General features: G+C 71.6%; 17 protein-coding genes. 6 read left to right on the top strand and 11 right to left on the bottom strand.

The window, feature by feature from the left end:
• The first annotated feature begins 114 nt into the window (after positions 1 to 114).
• The 5 genes from AB0E24_RS29730 to rbsD all read left to right on the top strand — a co-directional run bounded on the left by AB0E24_RS29730 (position 115) and on the right by rbsD (position 6,192).
• Complete coding sequence (locus AB0E24_RS29730; RefSeq protein WP_359381544.1) at positions 115 to 1,131, top strand: LacI family DNA-binding transcriptional regulator; 1,017 nt, start codon at positions 115 to 117, stop codon at positions 1,129 to 1,131.
• 266 nt (positions 1,132 to 1,397) lie between these two features.
• A complete protein-coding gene (locus AB0E24_RS29725) occupies positions 1,398 to 2,915 on the top strand; it encodes a sugar ABC transporter ATP-binding protein (protein ID WP_093707465.1) in 1,518 nt (505 codons plus the stop codon).
• Complete coding sequence (locus AB0E24_RS29720; RefSeq protein WP_069864082.1) at positions 2,905 to 4,854, top strand: ABC transporter permease/substrate-binding protein; 1,950 nt, start codon at positions 2,905 to 2,907, stop codon at positions 4,852 to 4,854. Before AB0E24_RS29725 ends, AB0E24_RS29720 begins: the two co-directional genes overlap by 11 nt.
• A gap of 19 nt (positions 4,855 to 4,873) precedes the next feature.
• Positions 4,874 to 5,800 (top strand): ribokinase, encoded by a 927-nt coding sequence (gene rbsK, locus AB0E24_RS29715; protein ID WP_069864080.1) that lies wholly within the window; start codon positions 4,874 to 4,876, stop codon positions 5,798 to 5,800.
• Positions 5,797 to 6,192: a D-ribose pyranase gene (gene rbsD, locus AB0E24_RS29710; protein WP_069864078.1), complete on the top strand. Its 396-nt coding sequence runs from the start codon at positions 5,797 to 5,799 to the stop codon at positions 6,190 to 6,192. The genes rbsK and rbsD overlap by 4 nt, the downstream gene beginning before the upstream one ends.
• Before the next feature lie 513 nt (positions 6,193 to 6,705).
• Here the strand turns inward: rbsD and AB0E24_RS29705 are convergent.
• On the bottom strand, positions 6,706 to 7,614 hold the full coding sequence (locus tag AB0E24_RS29705) for a LysR family transcriptional regulator (protein ID WP_069864076.1): 909 nt from the start codon (positions 7,612 to 7,614) through the stop codon (positions 6,706 to 6,708).
• Between the two features lie 286 nt (positions 7,615 to 7,900).
• Here AB0E24_RS29705 and AB0E24_RS29700 point away from each other — a divergent pair, with 286 nt between their 5' ends.
• A complete protein-coding gene (locus AB0E24_RS29700; RefSeq protein WP_359381585.1) occupies positions 7,901 to 8,707 on the top strand; it encodes an SDR family NAD(P)-dependent oxidoreductase in 807 nt (268 codons plus the stop codon).
• Positions 8,708 to 8,892: 185 nt separating this feature from the next.
• On the opposite strand, the gene AB0E24_RS29695 is transcribed toward AB0E24_RS29700, so the two are convergent.
• The 10 genes from AB0E24_RS29695 to AB0E24_RS29650 form a co-directional block, all read right to left on the bottom strand.
• Complete coding sequence (locus AB0E24_RS29695; protein WP_359381539.1) at positions 8,893 to 9,723, bottom strand: sugar phosphate isomerase/epimerase family protein; 831 nt, start codon at positions 9,721 to 9,723, stop codon at positions 8,893 to 8,895.
• A complete protein-coding gene (locus AB0E24_RS29690; RefSeq protein WP_069864069.1) occupies positions 9,720 to 10,889 on the bottom strand; it encodes a dihydrodipicolinate synthase family protein in 1,170 nt (389 codons plus the stop codon). Before AB0E24_RS29690 ends, AB0E24_RS29695 begins: the two co-directional genes overlap by 4 nt.
• On the bottom strand, positions 10,886 to 12,046 hold the full coding sequence (locus AB0E24_RS29685) for a Gfo/Idh/MocA family protein (RefSeq protein WP_167501752.1): 1,161 nt from the start codon (positions 12,044 to 12,046) through the stop codon (positions 10,886 to 10,888). The genes AB0E24_RS29690 and AB0E24_RS29685 overlap by 4 nt, the downstream gene beginning before the upstream one ends.
• A gap of 117 nt (positions 12,047 to 12,163) precedes the next feature.
• Positions 12,164 to 13,996, bottom strand: a complete 1,833-nt coding sequence (locus tag AB0E24_RS29680) for a hypothetical protein (RefSeq protein WP_359381535.1) — start codon at positions 13,994 to 13,996, stop codon at positions 12,164 to 12,166.
• Positions 13,993 to 14,577 carry a hypothetical protein gene (locus AB0E24_RS29675; RefSeq protein ID WP_079257718.1) on the bottom strand — a complete coding sequence of 195 codons (585 nt, stop codon included), beginning with the start codon at positions 14,575 to 14,577 and terminating at the stop codon, positions 13,993 to 13,995. Before AB0E24_RS29675 ends, AB0E24_RS29680 begins: the two co-directional genes overlap by 4 nt.
• Positions 14,578 to 14,587: 10 nt before the next feature.
• Positions 14,588 to 15,460, bottom strand: a complete 873-nt coding sequence (locus AB0E24_RS29670) for a carbohydrate ABC transporter permease (protein ID WP_100807170.1) — start codon at positions 15,458 to 15,460, stop codon at positions 14,588 to 14,590.
• A complete protein-coding gene (locus AB0E24_RS29665) occupies positions 15,457 to 16,419 on the bottom strand; it encodes a carbohydrate ABC transporter permease (RefSeq protein ID WP_069864059.1) in 963 nt (320 codons plus the stop codon). The genes AB0E24_RS29670 and AB0E24_RS29665 overlap by 4 nt, the downstream gene beginning before the upstream one ends.
• Complete coding sequence (locus tag AB0E24_RS29660; protein WP_359381531.1) at positions 16,416 to 17,705, bottom strand: ABC transporter substrate-binding protein; 1,290 nt, start codon at positions 17,703 to 17,705, stop codon at positions 16,416 to 16,418. Before AB0E24_RS29660 ends, AB0E24_RS29665 begins: the two co-directional genes overlap by 4 nt.
• Before the next feature lie 61 nt (positions 17,706 to 17,766).
• Positions 17,767 to 18,507 (bottom strand): cupin, encoded by a 741-nt coding sequence (locus AB0E24_RS29655; RefSeq protein ID WP_069864055.1) that lies wholly within the window; start codon positions 18,505 to 18,507, stop codon positions 17,767 to 17,769.
• A gap of 14 nt (positions 18,508 to 18,521) precedes the next feature.
• Complete coding sequence (locus AB0E24_RS29650; RefSeq protein ID WP_099013811.1) at positions 18,522 to 19,478, bottom strand: DUF6807 domain-containing protein; 957 nt, start codon at positions 19,476 to 19,478, stop codon at positions 18,522 to 18,524.
• Positions 19,479 to 19,484 lie beyond the last annotated feature (6 nt).

Here is a 19,484-nt window from a genome sequence, read left to right as displayed (position 1 = left end):
GGGGTCCTGAGCACCCGGAATATCACGATCCGGTTGCAGCGTGGGCCGACCTCTTGCCCCACCGAATGTAATCGATTCCAATTCCATGTAATCGATTCCACAAGGAGGTGGACGATGCCGGCCATCAAAGATGTGGCGCGGCGTGCCGGAGTCTCCGTGGCAACGGTCTCACGGGTGCTCAATGACCACCCCTCCGTTCGCACGGACACCCGCGAACGGGTGCTCGCCGCGGTCGCCGACCTCGGCTATCGCCCCAACGCGGTGGCCCGCTCACTGCGCACCGATCAGACCCGGACCCTGGGCCTGGTCATCAGCGATGTGCTGAATCCCTTCTTCACCGAGCTGGCCCGTTCGGTCGAGGACGCCGCCCGCGAGCTGGACTACAGCGTGATCATCGGCAACGCCGACGAGCGGCCCGACCTCCAGGACCACCATGTGCGTACCCTCATGGACCGCCGCATAGACGGACTGCTGGTCAGCCCCACCGACGGCGGTTCCCCGATGATGCTGGCCGCCGCCCGCGCCGGCACCCCCATGGTCTTCGTCGACCGCTGGATCGAGGGCGAGGGCCTGGACCGGGTGCCGGTGATCCGCACCGACGGGCGGGCGGCCATCCGCGCTCTGGTGGCCCATCTGTGCGCCCTTGGCCACCGCCGGGTCGCGATCATCGCGGGCCCGGCGGCCACCACGACCGGCCGCGAACGGGTGGACGCCTTCCGCTCCGCGCTGGCCGAGTTCGGCCTGGAGCTGCACGAAAACCACATCGGCCAGGGGGACTTCCAGGCGGACAGCGGCCGCCGGGTGACCGCCCGCTTCCTCGATCTGCCGCATCCGCCGGACGCGATCTTCGCCGCGGACAACCTGATGGCGCTCGGCGCCATGGACGAGATCCGCGCGCGGGGCCTGCGGGTGCCGGACGATGTGGCGCTCGCCGCGTTCGACGACATCCCCTGGTTCGTCCACACCGATCCGCCGATCACCGCCATCGCCCAGCCGACCGGGGCGCTCGGCCATGCCGCCGTACGCGCGCTGATCGATCTCGTCGAGGGGCGGCCCGCCGAGTCGGTGACCCTGTCCGCGCGTCTGGTCGCCCGCCGCTCGTGCGGCGAGCCCGAAGGGAGCAAGCCATGAGTGCCGAGTCCGAGCGGTCCTCCCCCGCGCCGAACGCGGACCCCACGCCCCCGGGCGCCACGTCCCCCACCTCCACGCCCTCCCCCGACAGTGTGTCGACTCCCAACGCCGGGACCCCGGAAGGAGACACGGGGTCCGCGCGGGCGGACGCCGAGGCCGGGATCCCGGGTGGCGCCGTCGGCCCGTCCGCGGCCGCGGCGCCCGGCTCACCTGGCCCGGCGCCCAAGGGCGCGTCCGCGGGTGACACCGGGGCGGAGCTGCTGCGCATGGAGGGGGTCCGCAAGACCTTCCCCGGGGTGATCGCGCTGGACGGGGTGGACTTCGATCTGCGCCGGGGCGAAGTGCACGTCCTCCTGGGCGAGAACGGCGCCGGCAAGTCCACGCTGATCAAGATGGTCTCCGGGGCGCACCGCCCCGACGGCGGGCGGATCCTGGTCGACGGCGAGCCGGTGCGCATCAACAGCGCGCAGGACGCCGAGCGGCTCGGGATCGCCACCATCTACCAGGAGTTCAACCTCGTCCCTGACCTCACCGTGGCCGAGAACATCTTCCTGGGCCGTCAGCCGCGCCGCTTCGGCATGATCGACCGTAAGGCGATGGACGCGCGCGCCGCCGAGCTGCTGGCCCGCGTCGGGGTGGATGTCTCGCCCCGGACCCGCGTCCGGGACCTCGGCATCGCCCGGCTCCAGATGGTGGAGATCGCCAAGGCGCTGAGCCTGGAGGCGCGCGTCCTGATCATGGACGAGCCGACCGCCGTGCTCACCACCGAGGAGGTCGACAAGCTCTTCCGGATCGTGCGCGCACTGCGCGCGGACGGTGTGGGCGTCGTCTTCATCACCCATCACCTGGAGGAGATCGCCGCCCTGGGCGACCGCGTCACCGTGCTGCGCGACGGCCGCAGCGTCACCCAGGTACCGGCCGCCACCGACCGGGACGAGCTGGTGCGGCTGATGGTGGGCCGCTCCATCGAGCAGCAGTACCCGCGCGAGCGCGGGGACGCCGGTGAGCCCCTGCTGAAGGTCCGGGGGCTCACCCGGAACGGCAGCTTCCAGGACATCGGCTTCGAGGTCCGCGCCGGGGAGGTGGTGGGCCTTGCCGGGCTGGTCGGCGCGGGCCGTACGGAGGTCGTACGGGCGCTGTTCGGCGCCGACCCGTACGACTCCGGCTCCGTCGAGGTGCTCGGCCACCCGCTGCCCCGCCAGGACGTGGTGGCCGCCATGCGGGCCGGGATCGGCCTCGTCCCCGAGGACCGCAAGGGCCAGGGGCTGGTCCTGGACGGCTCCGTACAGGAGAACCTGGGCCTGGTCACACTGCGCGCCGCCACCCGCGGCGGGCTGGTCGACCGGGCCGCCCAGCGGCGCGCGGCGGCCGGTGTCGCCGAGCGGCTGGCCGTCCGGATGGCCGGGCTCGACCAGCGGGTGCGCACCCTCTCCGGCGGCAACCAGCAGAAGGTCGTCATCGGCAAGTGGCTGCTCGCCGACAGCAAGGTGCTGATCCTCGACGAGCCGACCCGCGGAATCGACGTGGGCGCCAAGGTCGAGATCTACCAACTCATCAATGAACTCACCGCGTCCGGCCACGCCGTCCTGATGATCTCCAGCGATCTGCCCGAGGTGCTGGGGATGAGCGACCGGGTCCTGGTCATGGCCCAGGGCCGGATCGCGGGCGAGCTGACCGCGCGGGAAGCGAGCCAGGACGCCGTGATGGCCCTGGCGGTGAAGGACGTCAAGGGCGCCGACGAAGAGGTCGGCGGCAAGGAAAAGGAGGGCTCCCGTGGCCACTGACACGATTGACGCCACCAAGGACCCCGGGGGCCCGTCGGCGCTGCGCCGCGCGCTGCTCGACAACGGCGCCCTGAGCGCCCTGGTGCTGCTGGTGGCGGCCATGGCGCTGCTGTCCGGCGACTTCCTCACCACCGACAATCTCCTCAACGTCGGCGTCCAGGCGGCGGTCACCGCGATCCTCGCCTTCGGTGTCACCTTCGTCATCGTCTCCGCGGGCATCGATCTGTCGGTCGGCTCGGTGGCCGCGCTGTCCGCCACCGTGCTCGCCTGGTCCGCGACCTCACAGGGGCTGCCGGTCTGGTTCGCGGCGCTCCTGGCCGTCGCCACCGGTGTCGCCTGCGGTCTGGTCAGCGGGGCGCTGGTCTCGTTCGGGAAGCTGCCGCCGTTCATCGCCACGCTCGCGATGCTGTCGGTGGGCCGCGGCCTGGCCCTGGTCATCTCCCAGGGCAGCCCGATACCCGTCCCCGACTCGGTGTCGAACCTCGGGGACACGCTCGGCGGCTGGCTGCCCGTCCCGGTGATCGTGATGGTCGTGATGGGGCTGATCACCGCGGGTGTGCTGGGCCGTACCTACGCGGGCCGCGCCATGTACGCGATCGGCGGCAACGAGGAGGCGGCCCGGCTCTCCGGGATCCGGGTGACCCGTCAGAAGCTGGTCGTCTACGCGCTCTCCGGCGGTTTCGCGGCCATCGCGGGCATCGTGCTCGCCTCCCGGCTGTCCTCCGCGCAGCCGCAGGCGGCCGTCGGCTACGAACTCGACGCGATCGCCGCGGTCGTCATCGGCGGCGCGAGCCTGTCCGGCGGCGTCGGTAAGGCGTCCGGCACGCTCATCGGCGCGCTGATCCTCGCGGTGCTGCGCAACGGGCTCAACCTGCTGGAGGTGTCCGCCTTCTGGCAGCAGGTCGTCATCGGTGTCGTCATCGCGCTCGCGGTGCTGCTTGACACGGTGCGCAGGCGTGCCGGGGCCGGGCCGGGCGCACCCGGGGCAGCGGCGGGCGGGCCGTCCGGTGGCGGCCGTAAGAAGGCCGTCAACGCGGGCAAGTTCGCGCTGGCCGCCGTGGTCGTCGCCGCCATCGCCTTCGGCGCCTCCGTCTGGCGCTCGGGCTCCTCAGGGGGCGCGGACACCAAGGTCGGACTGTCGGTCTCCACCCTCAACAACCCCTTCTTCGTCCAGTTGAAGGCGGGCGCCCAGAAGGAGGCCAAGCGCGCCGGGATCAGCCTTACGGTCACCGACGCCCAGAACGACGCCTCCCAGCAGGCCAATCAGATCCAGAACTTCACCAGCCAGAACATGAAGTCGATCATCATCAACCCGGTCGACTCCGATGCCGCGGGCCCGTCGGTCCGGGCCGCCGGCAAGGCGGGCATCCCGGTGCTCGCCGCCGACCGCGGCGTCAACAAGGCGAAGATCGCGACCCTGGTGGCCTCCGACAACATCGCGGGAGGCAAGCTGGCGGCGAAGACGCTCGCCGAGCGGCTCGGAGAGAAGGGCACGATCCTGGTGCTACAGGGCACCCCCGGCACCTCGGCCTCGCGTGAGCGCGGTAAGGGCTTCGCGGAGGGCCTGAAGGCGTACCCGGACATCAAGGTCGTCGGCAAGCAGACCGCCGACTTCGACCGGGCCAAGGGGCTCGATGTGACCACCAATCTGCTCCAGGCCCACCCCGGCATCGACGGGATCTTCGCCGAGAACGACGAGATGGCGCTCGGCGCGGTCAAGGCGCTCGGGTCCAAGGCGGGCAAGTCCGTCGCGGTCGTCGGCTTCGACGGCACCCCGGACGGGCTCGAGGCGGTGCGGAACGGCACCCTCGCCGCGACCGTCGCCCAGCAGCCCGAGGAGCTGGGCCGGATGGTGGTGGAGAACGCCGTCAGGGCCGCCAAGGGTCAGAAGATCGACGGCATGGTGAAGGTGCCGGTGAAGGTCGTGGCCGCGAAATGACAAACGAAAGGACGTGCGGATGCACGACTACGACCTGCTGGTCGTGGGGTCGGCCAACGCCGATCTGGTGATCGGAGTCGACCGCCGGCCCGGGGCCGGGGAGACCGTCCTCGGTTCCGACCTGGCGGTCCACCCCGGCGGCAAGGGCGCCAACCAGGCCGTCGCCGCCGCCCGGCTGGGAGCCCGGACGGCCCTGCTGGCCCGGGTCGGCGACGACGACTACGGCCGGCTGCTGCTGGACTCGCAGCGGACGGCCGGGGTCGACACCGCGGGCGTCCTCGTCGGCGGCGCGCCCACCGGGGTCGCGCTGATCACCGTGGACCCCTCGGGGGACAACAGCATCGTGGTCTCCCAGGGCGCCAACGCCCGGCTGACCCCCGGCGACGTCCGGGCGGCCGCGAGCCTGCTGGCCGCGGCGCGGGTGGTGTCGTTGCAGCTGGAGATCCCCCTGGAGACGGTCGCCGAGGTGGTCCGCGCGGCGGACGCGGGCTTCGGCGGCCGCCCCGGGCCCCGGGTGGTGCTCAACCCCTCGCCGACCGCGCCGCTGCCCGCCGATGTGCTGGCCGTCTGCGATCCGCTGGTGGTGAACGAGCACGAGGCGCGGTTCCTGCTCAGCGACGACCCGGCGGGGTCCTCCGACGACCCCGAGGAGTGGGCCGACGCCCTGCGCTCGCGCGGCCCGCGCTCGGTCGTGGTGACCCTCGGCGGCGAGGGCGCGCTGGTGGCCGACCGCGACCGTACGGTGCTGGTGCCCAGTCTCGCGGTGAAGGCCGTGGACACCACGGGCGCCGGGGACGCCTTCACCGGCGCGCTCGCCTGGCGCCTGGGCGTCGGCGACGACCTGCCGACCGCGGTGCGGTTCGCGGTGCGCGTGGGCGCGGCCGCGGTGACCCGGCCGGGGGCGCAGGCGTCCTTCCCCACCGCCGAGGAGGTGGCGGCGCTGTGAAGCGGACCGGGATCCTCAACCGCCATCTGAGCGCGGGCATCGCCCTGTTGGGCCACACCGACACGGTGATGGTGTGCGACGCGGGCCTTCCGATACCGGACGGGCCGTTCGTGGTGGACCTCGCCTTCACGGCCGGGGTCCCGTCGTTCGAGCGGGTGCTCACCGGGCTGCTGGACGAGCTGGTGGTCGAACGGGCCACGGCGGCGCGGGAGGTGCGCGCGCACAACGCCGGGGCGACCGCCCTGCTCGACCGCCTCTTCCCCCGTCCCACGCTGGACCTGGTCCCGCACGAGGAGCTCAAGACGCTGACGGCGGGGGCGAGGCTGGTGGTGCGCACGGGGGAGGCGCGGCCCTACGCGAATGTGCTGCTGCGGTGCGGGGTGCCGTTCTGAGGCGTACGCCGCGCGGGCGCGCCCCGGGCGCCGTGTGACATTTCGAGGGGCCCGGCCGTGGTCCGGGCCCCTCGTTTCCCCTCCCCAGGGCTTCCTCCGCATCCCCCCCGGATCCCTCCCAGGAAGCCCGATGCCAGATACGACCCGCCAAGGGCCGGAACGGTTGCACGGAAATTTTCCCGGGCGCGACAACCTCGGGTGGGGTGGGCCGGATACGGAGCCGGTCGCGCCCCGCCGATGAGGTGAACGAGGACGATGCAGCTCACTCTTGTCCCGCCCTGGTGGGCCCGGTGTCCCGCCCTGGTGGGCCCGGCTGCTCCGCCGCGCCCGGACGAGCGCCTCGACGCCGCCGCTGGGGACGCCGCGCGCCGGGCGGCGGCCGCGGGCGCCGCGGCCGGTGGGCGGCCGGGGCGACGGCGAGCCCGGCCCCACGCTGGCCGATCTCTACCAGGCCCGGCGGCCTACGGCCCCTCCGGGACAAGCGCACGGCCGACGACCGGTGAGGCCCTTGGCTCAGCGGGCGGTATGCGGGGCGAGGAGGCTGGTGCCGCACCAGTTCTGCTGACGGAGGTGGTCGAGCACGGCCGCCTCCGCCGAACCTGGGTGGCGGCGTGTACCGACGATGACGGGTTCGGTCAGGGAAGGCAGCAACGGGCGGGCTAGCTGTTCGAAGGCTTCGGGCACGGCCGATGCCGGAACCACGGTGACGCCCAAGCCCTGGGCTGCCAGTCGCACGGCGGTGGAGATCTGTGACGCTCGGGCCACCGTCGGCGGGCTGATGCCCGCGTCGGCGAGCAGGCGGGCGAGGTATTCGTCGAGCAGGCTGGCGCGGCGGAAGCGCACCCAACCCTGTGTCGCAAGGTCTGCCATGCGCAGGGCCCTGTCGCCGGCGAGGAGCGGGTGTCCCTCGGGCAGGACGGCGACGTAGGTCTCCTCGCCCAGGGGATGGATGTCGAATGTGCAGCCGGTGGGGATGCGGTGGACGAGGACCATGTCGAGCGTTCCCTGGCGGGCCAGCCGTTCCATATCCGCTGGATCGGGCTCCTCGTGGAGAATGACCTGGAGTTTCGGGTGGCGGTGGCGGAGCCGGCCCAGTGCGAGAGGGAGCTGTCGTGCTCCCAGGCCCATGTGGACGGCGATGATGAGTTCACCGGCCAGTTCCCCGGAGGCGGCACGGGCAGCCAGGACGGCTCTGCGGGACGCGGTGGTCGCGATCTCTGCCTCGGCGAGGAAGGCGCGTCCGGCCATGGTCACTGTGACCCCGCCCGATGTCCGAGTGAACAGCTGCACACCGAGGTGCTTTTCCAGAGCGCCGATCTGCTGCGACAAGGACGGCTGCGTGACGCGCAGACGCTCAGCGGCCGCTGTCATGGAGCCTTCTTCGGCCACAGCCAGAGCGTATTCGTATTGCCGCAGGTTCATCCGCTTCCACTTTCCGGTGACATAGACAATGCCAATCTCAGCTATGCGATGACACTATTTGTCTCTATGGCTCGCGGATCCTACCGTGGCGCATGTCCGGTCGATCGCCGCCGCCGAAAGCGGTGGCCATCAGGGCGGGAGCCGGTACGGGCGCGCCCGTGAGGGGCCCGTGGCGGCGAGGCCGCCCGGCGGGTTCTGTTCGACAACGCATCGCCCCGATCCCGGGCGGTTGCCCTGGAGGCCCGCGCCACCCGGACGCTCACCAACATGGACGGGAGTGACAATCATGGCAAATCAGACAGGTGTTGGCCCCGGCGACGGGGTATCGCCGAAGAACGCCGATTCGAGGCTGGCGGGAAAGGTCGCGCTCGTGACGGGTGCTTCCAAGGGCATCGGGGCGGGCATCGCGCGGGAATTCGCTGCGGCCGGAGCGTCGGTCGTGGTGAACTACGCCTCCAGTGCCGCCGGCGCCGAGCGGGTGGTGCAGGACATCCAGGCGCGAGGGGGGACCGCGATCGCCGTGCAGGGCGACGTGTCGGTGCCTGCGGATGTTGAGCGCCTCTTCGCCAGGACCGTAGACGCGTACGGCCGGTTCGACATCCTCGTCAACAATGCCGGTGTCTATCACGCACAGCCGCTGGAGACCGTCATGCAGCAGGAGATAGACCGTCAGCTTTCCGTCAACGTGACCGGACCGATCCGTACGATCCAGGAAGCCCTTAAGTACTTCGGGTCCGACGGCGGGTCGGTCATCAACATCGGATCGCTGGACAGCGCCCGCGCGGTGCCGGGGATGTCGGTGTACGCCGCGACGAAGGGCGCCGTCGATGCCTTGACGCGAGTCCTGGCCGCCGAGCTCGGCCCTCGCGGGATCCGAGTGAACACCCTGGCCCCTGGCGGTGTGGAGACGGAAGGCATCCACGCGGCCGGCTTCATCGGCAGTGACGCCGAGACGGACATGATCGGGCGCACCCCCCTGGGCCGTATCGGTCAGCCCAAGGATCTGGCGCGGGCGGCGGTCTTCTTCGCGTCCGACGACGCCGCATGGGTCACCGGAGAGCGCCTCACCGCCTCTGGCGGACTGCGAACCTGACACACCCTGACCACGCCGGAGTCTGCAACCCCGCTCCGCGGGATCCCCATGTTATGAGGGTCGCGGCGATGGCGGTGAAGGCGAGGAAGGACTGATGGCGCTTCAACACCCTCTCAGGACTCCCCGCGCCGGGGCGTGTCCGGCTGCCTGGACGCAACGCTGCCCAACACACCCCGAAGCAGTCCCTACAGCACAAGTGTCCGGTACCGGCTGGCGACCTCCGCCAGGACCTCCGCGCCGTCCCGGGCCCAGAGGTCCGGGTTGAAGATCTCCACCTCGATCGGGCCGGTGTAGCCGGTCGCGTCGACCCGCTCGCGGAACCAGCGGAAGTCGACGGACCCGTCGCCGAGTTGGCCCCGGCCCAGCAGGACGCCCTCCGGCAGGGGGGTGATCCAGTCGGCGAGCTGGAAGGCGGCGATACGGCCGCCCGCGCCCGCGCGGGCGATCTGGGCGGCCACGGTGTCGTCCCACCACACGTGGTACGTGTCCACGCACACGCCCACCTGCTCCGCGGGGAAGCGCTCGGCCAGGTCGAGGGCCTGGGCGAGGGTGGAGACCACGCAGCGGTCGGAGGCGTACATGGGGTGCAGGGGCTCGATGGCCAGGCGGACGCCGTGGTCGGCGGCGTACGGGGCGAGCTCCCCCAGCGCGTCGGCGATCCGCTCGCGGGCGGCGAAGAGGTCGCGGCTGCCCGCCGGGAGGCCGCCGGAGACCAGGACCAGGGTGTCGGTGCCCAGGATGGCGGCCTCGTCGATGGCCCTGCGGTTGTCGGCCAGGGCGGTGGCGCGCGCCTCGGGCTCGATCGCGGTGAAGAAGCCGCCCCGGCACAGGCTGGTGACGGTCAGGCCGGCGCCCCGCACCAGTTCGGCGGTGGCCGCCACGCCGTACTTCTGGACCGGCTCGCGCCACAGGCCCACGCCCGTGACACCCGCCTCGGCACAGCCCTCGGCCAGTTCGGGCAGCGACCACTGCTTGATCGTTTCCTGGTTGAGGCTCAGCCGGGACGGGGCGCTCATCGGGCGGCTCCGTACACGGACAGCAGGTGTTTCATCCGGGATTCCGCCAGCTCCGGGTCCGGGAACAGGCCCAGCCCGTCGGCGAGTTCGTACGCCCGTGCCAGATGCGGCAGCGAGCGGGCCGACTGGAGGCCGCCGACCATCGTGAAGTGCGACTGGTGGCCCGCCAGCCAGGCGAGCAGCACCACACCGGTCTTGTAGTAGCGGGTCGGGGTCTGGAAGAGGTGGCGGGAGAGCTCCACCGTCGGGTCCAGCAGGGCGCGGAAGCCGGGCACATCACCGGTGTCCAGCGTGCGCACGGCCGCCGCCGCCAGTGGGCCCAGCGGGTCGAAGATGCCGAGCAGGGCGTGGCTGAAGCCCCGGTCGTCGCCCGCGATCAGCTCGGGGTAGTGGAAGTCGTCGCCCGTGTAGCAGCGCACCCCGTCCGGCAGCTTGCGCCGCAGGTCGATCTCGCGCTGGGCGTCCAGCAGGGAGACCTTGATGCCGTCGATCTTGTCGGGGTGAGCAGCGATCACGTCGAGGAAGGTACGGGTGGCTGCGTCCAGGTCGGTGCTGCCCCAGTAGCCCTCCAGGGCCGGGTCGAACATCGGGCCCAGCCAGTGCAGGATCACCGGCTCGGCGGACTGGCGCAGCAGATGGCCGTAGACCTCCAGGTAGTCCTGTGGGCCCTTGGCCACGGCGCACAGGGCGCGCGAGGCCATCAGGATGGCCCGGGCGCCGGACTCCTCGCAGACGGCCAGCTGCTCCTCGTACGCGGCCCGGACCTCGTCCAGGCCGTAGGGGTAGCCGATCTCGGTGACGGACAGCTGGTCGGTGCCGACGCCGCAGGCGATACGGCCGCCGACCGCCTTCGCCTCGGCCGCCGAGCGGCGGATCAGCTCGGCGGCGCCCGCCCAGTCCAGGCCCATACCGCGCTGGGCGGTGTCCATGGCCTCGGCCACGCCCAGCCCGTGCGACCACAGGTGGCGGCGGAAGGCCAGGGTGGCGTCCCAGTCGACGGCGGCCGGGCCGTCGGGGGTCACATCGGCGTACGGGTCGGCCACCACATGGGCGGCCGAGAAGACCACACGGGAGGTGAAAGGCGCCCCGGGTGTCGGCGACAGCGGCTCGGCGCGGGGTTCGTAGGCGCGGGTCGTACCGCCCGGCCCGGGGAGGTGGATGGTCACAGGCTCAGCTCCGGTACGTCCAGGCGGCGGCCCTCCGCCGACGACTTCAGGCCCAGCTCGGCGAGCTGGACGCCGCGCGCACCGGCCAGCAGGTCCCAGCGCCAGGGCTCGTCGAGCGCGACATGGCGCAGGAAGAGCTCCCACTGCGCCTTGAAGCCGTTGTCGAACTCCTCGTTGTCCGGCACCTGCTGCCACTGGTCGCGGAACGACTCGGTGGCGGGCAGGTCCGGGTTCCAGACCGGCTTGGGGGTGGCCGAGCGGTGCTGGGCGCGGCAGTTGCGCAGGCCCGCGACGGCCGAGCCCTCGGTGCCGTCGACCTGGAACTCGACCAGCTCGTCCCGGCCCACCCGGACCGCCCAGGAGGAGTTGATCTGGGCGATGGCGCCGCCCTCGAGCTGGAAGATGCCGTAGGCCGCGTCGTCGGCGGTGGCCTCGTACGGCTTGCCCCGCTCGTCCCAGCGGGTCGGGATGTGGGTGATGGCCTGCGCCTGGACGGTGCGCACGGCGCCGAACAGCTCGTTCAGCACGTAATCCCAGTGCGGGAACATGTCGACGACGATGCCGCCGCCGTCCTCGGCCCGGTAGTTCCAGGAGGGCCGCTGGGCGCTCTGCCAGTCGCCTTCGAAGACCCAGTAGCCGAACTCCCCGCGCACCGAGAGGATCCGGCCGAAGAAGCCGCCGTCGATGAGGCGCTTCAGCTTCAGCAGCCCCGGCAGGAAGATCTTGTCCTGGACGACGCCGTGCTTGACGCCCGCGGCCTGGGCGAGCCGGGCCAGCTCCAGGGCGCCCTCCAGACCGGTGGCGGTGGGCTTCTCGGTGTAGATGTGCTTGCCCGCCGCGACGGCCTTCTTGATGGCCTCCTCACGGGCGGCGGTGACCTGCGCGTCGAAGTAGATGTCGACGCCGTCGTCGGCCAGCACCGCGTCCAGGTCGGTGGAGACATCCGCGACCGGGTCGAGGCCGTGGTGCTCGGCGATCTCCTTGAGCGCGTGCTCCCGGCGGCCGACGAGCAGCGGCTCGGGCCACAGCACGGTGCCGTCGCCGAGGTCCAGACCGCCCTGTTCGCGAATGGCGAGGAGAGATCGGACGAGGTGCTGGCGGTAGCCCATCCGGCCGGTCACACCGTTCATGGCGATCCGCACTGTCTTGCGAGTCACGTGGGTTCTTCTCCTCACAGCGAGTAACAGTAAGCGCTTTCTAATCATCCACGCTAACCGCCCCGCCCCGCCCCTGTACAGACCGAACACAGGGGCGAGGCGGTGACAGTCAGCGCTTCAGCGCAGCGTTAGCCGGTAGCGCAGGGGCGAACGCCCGGTGATCAGGACCCGCTGCCCCGCCGGGGTCAGCTCGCCGCCCAGCCAGCTGTAGCGCTCGCCGGAGTCCACGACGGCGGGCTGGCGCGGACCGCTGCCGTTGCCGGGCCCGAAGGTGATCACGTCATCGCCGACGGTGTATGTCCCATACCCCTTGACCAGCTGATACGTGTCCTGCTGGCCGGACACGGGGTCGACCCCGGTCAGTGTTCCGCCGGTGCGGAAACACAGTTCGAGGGCGAGCGGGACCTCGGACTCGCCGATCTCGACGTCCATGTTCCAGCCGCCGTCCGCCGCCGCGATCCGCACCTCGGTGCGCAGGGTGCGCCACTCCTTGGGGCGGTGCGGAAAGTCCATCGCGGACCAGAACCGGCCGTCGTCCGTGAGCGGATAGCGCCCGTCCGGGCGGCGGTGCCGAGGCGGCAGCGGCAGATGGAATCCGGCCCGCACTTCGGCCCACAGCCGCCAGCCGTCCGCCGTGCGCTCCACGCCCTCGGCCCGGAAGTGGCCGAGCGAGAAGAACTGCGGGGACAGCCGGAGCGAGTCCAGGATCGCCGCGCCCTTGCGCCATTTGAGGAAGGTCGGATTGGTGGACAGGCCCGAGGAGATCGCGTGGACATCGGGGAAGTCGGTGCCGCCGAAGAGGGTGGTCCGTGTCGTCCCCTTCGCGATCCGGACCAGCCCGCAGTCCGGGTCGTGGAAGGTGAACTCCTCCGGCACCGCCGTGGCCCCGGGCAGCGGCGCGGCCAGCTCCGGATGGTCCAGCACCTCGGCGAGGAAGTCCCCGAGCGGGGTCTCGTCGAAGGTCTGGTCCGCCCCGCGCCGCTGGACGGTGGCGGCGACGGCCGCGAACCGCCCGTCCCGCTCCCGCAGCGCCAGGGCCCGGAACTGGAGCCAGTACTCGGACAGATGCTTGACCGTCTTCTGGTCCTGGCGGCGCGAATGCACCGTCTCCACCTCCCCGTCGGGCTCCAGGAGGTGGAGGGTGGCCTCCAGGTTGCGGCGCACCCGCTCGTAGAGGCGCGGGCGCCCGGTGAGCCGGGCGAGCGTCAGCAGCGACGGGTTGGTGACGATGGGCGCGTAGGTGGCGCTGCGCTCGCTGTACTGGCCGCTGTCGTACTGGTCGATGCCCTCGGCCAGCCAGGCGTCGATACGGCGGGTGTAACGCGCGTCGGGCCACAACGAGTTGATCCGGGCCAGCGCGGCGCACACCTTCCAGCGGTGGTTGGGGGTGTGCACCCCGCCGGTGGACAGGCCCGCGCCCGCCTTGAGCAGGATCTTCCTCAAGGTGGCACGGATCGCCTTGGTACCGCCGTGGTCATCCGCGTCCAGCAGGCCGTACACCAGCCCCAGATCGACGATCGAGAAGGCGGTGTCCGGGGGCGAGTGGACGGCGCCCTGATCGTAGAGGCCGTCGTCGAACTGGGCGGCGGCCAGCGCGTCCACCAGCCGGGTCATCGGCCCGATCAGCGCGCCGTCGTGGTGGTGGGCGGCGTCGCCCCAGACGTGGACGGAGGTGAGCAGCCGCAGACCACGGGCGGCGGGGCGGGCCTGGCCGAGGTCGTTCAGCTGACTCAGGACCGCGTCGAGCCCGTCCACCACCTCGGCCACCCGGGCGTCGGCCGCCTCGGTGAGCAGCGCCAGGAACGGCTTGTCGACCCGGCCGTCGGCCCAGCCCCGGCCCGAGGCCGAGGCTCCGCCCGCGGCCGAGGCGTCACCCGGGGCGCCCACGGCCAGCAGCCCGCCCGCGACGGCGGTCCCGGCGAGGAAGTGGCGGCGGGGCAGGGGCGTCATAGGTGGTGCTCCGTGGCTCGGGCCGCCAGGGCGAGGGGGCCGGGGACGAGGAAGGCCAGCGGTGGATAGGACCAGGCGCAGACGGCGGCGGTGGCGACGGCCAGCAGCAGCACACCGCTCGCCCGGGGCCTGCGCACACTGTCGTACGCCGCCGAGCGCAGCGCGGTACGCCAGCTCGTCGCCGATTCCGGGCGGGCACAGGCCCGCAGCAGCACGACGGCGAGCAGTCCGCCCACGGCGAGCAGCACGGGCCGGAAGACCACCGCGCCGGGCAGCCCCGCGCCCGCCGCGAGCGCGTTGAACAGCAGCAGGGCGCCGCCGGCCAGCAGTCCGGCCCCGGCCAGCAGATCGCCGGTGCGCAGCCGTTCCCGCAGGGCGCGAAGATAGCCGCCCGCGGTGGTGGGCACGTCCTGGCGCACCCGCCGGTCGAGGACGGCGCAGGCCGTGGACATGGCGGCCGGGGCGGTGAGGAGGGGCAGCGAGGCGGCGGCCGTGGCCAGGCCCACCGCCAGGACGTCGGCGAAGAGCGCGAAGCGCGGGCCGAACAGCTCGCCGGGGTCACGTTTGGTTGCGGTGGCCATGGTCGGTCCGTCACCCCTTCAGTCCGGAGCTGGCCATGCCCTCGACCAGGAACCGCTGGAAGGCGAGGAAGAAGAGCACGATGGGCAGCAGTGCGAAGACGGACATGGCGAACATCGGGCCGAAGGCCGACTGGCTGGAGGCGTCCACGAAGGACCGCAGGGCCAGGGTCAGGGTGAACTTATCCGGCTCGAAGAGATAGATGAGCTGGGTGAAGAAGTCGTTCCAGGTCCAGATGAAGGTGAAGATCGCGGTGGTGATCAGGGCGGGCCTGGTCAGCGGCAGGATGACGCTGAAGAACGAGCGGAAGGGCCCGCAGCCGTCGATCCGCGCCGCCTCCTCCAGCTCACGCGGCAGTCCGCGCATGAACTGCACGATGAGGAAGACGAAGAAGGCGTCGGTGGCCAGGAACTTCGGCAGGATCATCGGCCAGTAGGTGTTCACCATGCCGAGCTGGTTGAAGATGATGTACTGCGGAATGAGGATGGCGTGGTGCGGCAGCATGATCGTGGCGATCATGAACGCGAAGAGCGGACCGCGCATCCGGAACCGCAGCCGAGCGAAGGCGTACGCGGCGAGTGAGCAGCTGATGACGTTGCCGAGCACCGCGCCGCACGCGATGAGCAGCGAGTTCCACAGCAGCCGTCCGACGCTGACCTCGTTCACCCCGTCCAGGGCGGTGGAGTAGTTGCCCCATTCGAAGTGGCTGGGCAGCAGCTTGAGGCTGGCGATGACCTCGTCGGCGGGCTTGAACGAGGTCGCCACCAGCCAGGCCAGCGGATAGAGCATCACCAGCAGCACGGCGATCAGGCAGAGGTGCAGCACGATCCGGCCGGTGGGCCGTCGCCGCGCCGCCGGGGTGGTGGTGATCGGGGCGGTGGTCATCGGCCCCCCTCGTTGTTGTCGTTGGCGTAGAAGACCCAGGCCCGGGAGGTGCGGAAGAGGACCGCGGTGACGGCCCCGATGGCCAGCAGCAGCGCCCAGGCCATGGCGGAGGCGTAGCCCATGTGGGAGGCGGTGAAGCCGCGGTCGTAGAGGTAGAGCGTGTAGACGAGCGTGGAGTCGGCGGGCCCGCCCCTGCCCGCGCTGACCGCGAAGGCGGGGGTGAAGACCTGGAACGCCTGGATCATCTGGAGCACCAGGTTGAAGAAGAGCACCGGGGAGAGCATGGGGATGGTGATGGAGCGGAACTGCCGCCACCAGGAGGCCCCGTCCACCGCGGCCGCCTCGTAGAGCTCGGCGGGTATCTGCTGGAGCCCGGCCAGGAAGATCACCATGGGGGCGCCGAACTGCCAGATGGTCAGCAGCGCGACCGACAGGATGGCCCAGCCCGGTTTGTTGATCCAGCCGCCGATGTCGATGCCCATGCCGGAGAGCAGGTTGTCGACGGAGCCGCCGTCGTTGAAGATCGCCCGCCAGACCAGGGCGATGGACATCGACGCGCCGAGCAGCGAGGGCGCGTAGAACGCCGAGCGGTAGAAGCCCTTGCCGCGTCTGACCGACTTGAGCGCGATCGCGACGGCCAGCGCCAGCAGGAGCTGGAGCGGCACCGCGATCACCACATACGTCAGGGTCGTGATGACCGACCGCCAGTAGCGGGGGTCCTCGGTGAACATCTGGGTGTAGTTGCGGAAGCCGATCCACCGGGGAGCGTCGAACATGTCGTAGTCGGTGAACGACAGATACAGGGACACGGCCATGGGCAGCAGCGTCAGCAGGGCGGCGCCGAGCACCCACGGGGACAGGAACACCCAGGCGGCCCCCTGCCGCTCTCGCTTCGGCGCCCGCTTGCCGCCACTGGCGGAGGGCGTGGCGTCCTGGGGGCGGGTCGCGGTCGCGGTCATTGCCTCAGCTCCGCCTTCGCCTCGGTGATGTAGTCCTGCGCCGCCTCGCGCGGCGACATGTGCTCGTAGCTGACCTGGTCGTAGTCGCGCGAGAAGGTCTTCTGAAGTGAGGCGTCGCCCTTGGGCGGCGCGGGCGGCGGGTCCTTGAGCCTGCCCTCGAACTGCTTCTGGTACGTGGAGATGACCTGGTCGAAGCCCTCCAGCTTGGGCAGCACCTCCTGCCGGATGGTGTCGTTGGCCGGGATGCCGCGGGAGGCGCCGAGGATGGCGCCCGCCTCCTTGTCGTTGAGCAGGAAGTCGATGAGCTGAGCGGCCTGCTTGGGGTGTGGGGTCTTGGCCGAGGCGCCGAAGAACATCGACGGTTTGAAGTACTGCCCCGGGGTGCCGTCGTCGCCGACCGGCATCGGCGCCATCTTCAGCCCCTTGCCGACGATGGCCTCGTAGCCGCTGACGGGGGCGTCCCAGTTGAAGTCCGCGATGGCCTTCTGGCGGCCCAGCGGGGTGTTCTCCACCGTCCCGTCCATCAGGGTGGTCTGCTCCGCGGGCGAGACCGCGCCGTCCTCGCGGAGGTCCGTGGACCACTCCCAGAACCGGGTCAGGTCATCCTCGGTGAAACCGAGCTTCTTGTCCGCGGTGTAGAGGGACTTGCCCTGGCCGCGCAGCCAGATCTCGAACACGTCCTCGCTCTGGCCCGGGTCGATGGAGCCGACGCGCCCCTGGCTCGTCTTCGCCGCCGACAGCTTGCGCATGGCGTCGGACCAGTCGTCCCAGGTCCAGCTCCGGGTGGGGGCGGGGACGCCCGCCTTGCGCCACAGCGTGGCGTCGTACGCCACCGTCTCGGTGCCGCGGGCCACCGGGAGCGCGTACTGCTTACCGTCGACCACCCCGGTGGCCAGCAGCCCCTTGTCGATATCCGAGGAGCGCAGCTCGGGGTGTTGGCCGAGGTCCAGCAGGATGCCGGAGGTGGCGTACTGGTTGATCTGCCGGTAGTCCAGCTGCATCACATCGGGGGCGTCACCGCCCGCCGCCTGGGTGGCCAGCTTCGTCAAGTAGGTGTCGAAGCCCGCGAAGGACGTGCGGACGTCGATGTCGGGGTGGCGCCGCTCGAAGAGCTTGATGGCCTCTTCGGTGCGGGCGGCCCGGTCGGGGTTCCCCCACCAGGCGAATTGCAGGCTGACCTTGCCGCCCGAGCCGCCGCCGCCATCGCCGCCGCAGCCCGTGAGGGTCCCTCCGAGCGTGAGCGCAAGGGCCAGGGCCAGGGACGTCCTTGTCCCGTTTCCGCGCATACCGGAGCCGACCTCCCTCCGTGATCATTTCGTTGAGCGTGCGTGCTGGTGCCTACGGCGGCTATTCGCCGTAATACGGGAGCGTGACACCGGGCAGTTCGTACTCGTCCCGGCGGCCGCACATGCCGTAGCCGCCCCGGCGGCTGGGCCCGGTCGCGGTGACCCGCGCCTCGGCCAGATGCGAGGGGTCGCCCTCGGCGAGCGCGGTCAGCTGCTCACCGGTGCGGCGCGCGGCGGCGAGCGCCCCGTCCCGCCAGCGCGGCTCCCACTCCTTGACCTTGGGCGCGACGATCCGCGCCGCCGCCTCGTGGAAGGCGCGCAGCGGTGCGTCGTCGCCCTTCTCGACGGCGGCCCGCAGCGTCAGATAGCCCTCGATCGCCAGGTCCCGGCGGCGCCGGGCGGCCGCGTCGGCCTCCGGCCCCTCCTTGGCGGGGAGCGTGGCGGCCGCCGCGTAGCGCCCGGGGTCGGCCAGCACCTCGGGCGGGAAGGTGAAGACGGCGTCCCCGGCCTCCGGCAGCCCGCTGTTCTGCATCAGCACGGTCACCCTGAGGCCGCCGCCCTGCACCATCCGGTGGATCGTGCCGGGGGTGAACCACACCACCGCGCCCGGTTCCAGCGGGGTCTCGGTGAAGCCGTCCCCGAGGGTCAGGGTCTGCACGGCGCCGCGTCCCGCGGTGACCACATACGCCTCGGTGCAGGCCAGATGGAGATGGGGGCTGCCGCCGCACACCCCGTCGGCGGCCTCCCACTCGTACGCGCTGATGTGGGAGAGCCCCACACCGCCGGGCAGCGGGGCGGACATCGCGCTCAACGCCCTCACCACCCGTGGTTCTTGAGGTAGCCCTCGGCGCGCGCCCGGTCCCAGGCGCCGTCGGCGACCACCACCCGGTAGCGGTAGCCGAAGGACTCCCCCGGCAAAAGCTCGAACTCCTCGAAGAACGCCCAGGAGGGGGCGACCGAGGGGATCGGCTCGGAGCGCACGAACCAGTGGGAGGCGTGGATGGAAACGGTGTCGTCGAGGTTTTCCGGGGCGTGCGCGAACAGCAGCGTGGAGTGCCCGTCGACATCGTCGTGCTCACCGGTGAAGGCGATCCAGGGGGCCTCGGCGGCCGGGGTGCCCATCAGGTCCGAGGCACCGGTCTCGCCGTCGCCGCCGCGCCCGTCGGGGCCGATGACATCGCCGCCGGTGAAGTCGCGCGGGCCGCGCCAGTTGAGCCCGGTGTAGCCGGCCATCTCCCGGCCGGCGCTGGTCGGTGAGCCGAAGTGCAGCGCCTCGTCGCGGATGTTGGTGAGCCGGATGGACCAGTCCAGGGCCCAGGCGCCCTCCTCCGGCTCCACCGAGTGGAGTTCGATGGTGCGCAGCTCACGCGCCCACTCCTGGCCTCCGTTCTCGACCCAGGTGAGCTTCTCCACGAAGCGCAGCCGGTCCTCGGCGGCGGTGAACTCCTCGAAGCCGTCGTGGCGCATCGAGCCGACGCGGTCCTCGACCCGCTGGTAGCCCTGCTCGGGGCCGAGGTAGGAGTTGCCGCCCCAGAAGTTCTGGCCGGACAGATGGCTGGCGGTCATCTGGAGGCCCTTGTGCCAGCGGTGGTCGTTGGGGCGGTAGCCGGAGACGGGGTTCCCGGCGAGGGTGCGCAGCGGGTGGGCGTAGGGCTTACGGGCCTCGAAGGCGTCCGGGTCGGGCCGGTAGACATAGGCCATCAGCTCGACGCCGCCGGAGGCGACCGAGATCCGGTCGCCGTGGGTGTGGGTGACGGTGATGCGCTGGGTCATGGCGGC

This window comes from Streptomyces malaysiensis subsp. malaysiensis (genome assembly GCF_040653035.1).
Classification (GTDB): Bacteria; Actinomycetota; Actinomycetes; order Streptomycetales; family Streptomycetaceae; genus Streptomyces; species Streptomyces malaysiensis.
Note: the sequence above shows the minus strand (reverse complement) of the source record. Positions and strands in the feature narration are given on the sequence as shown.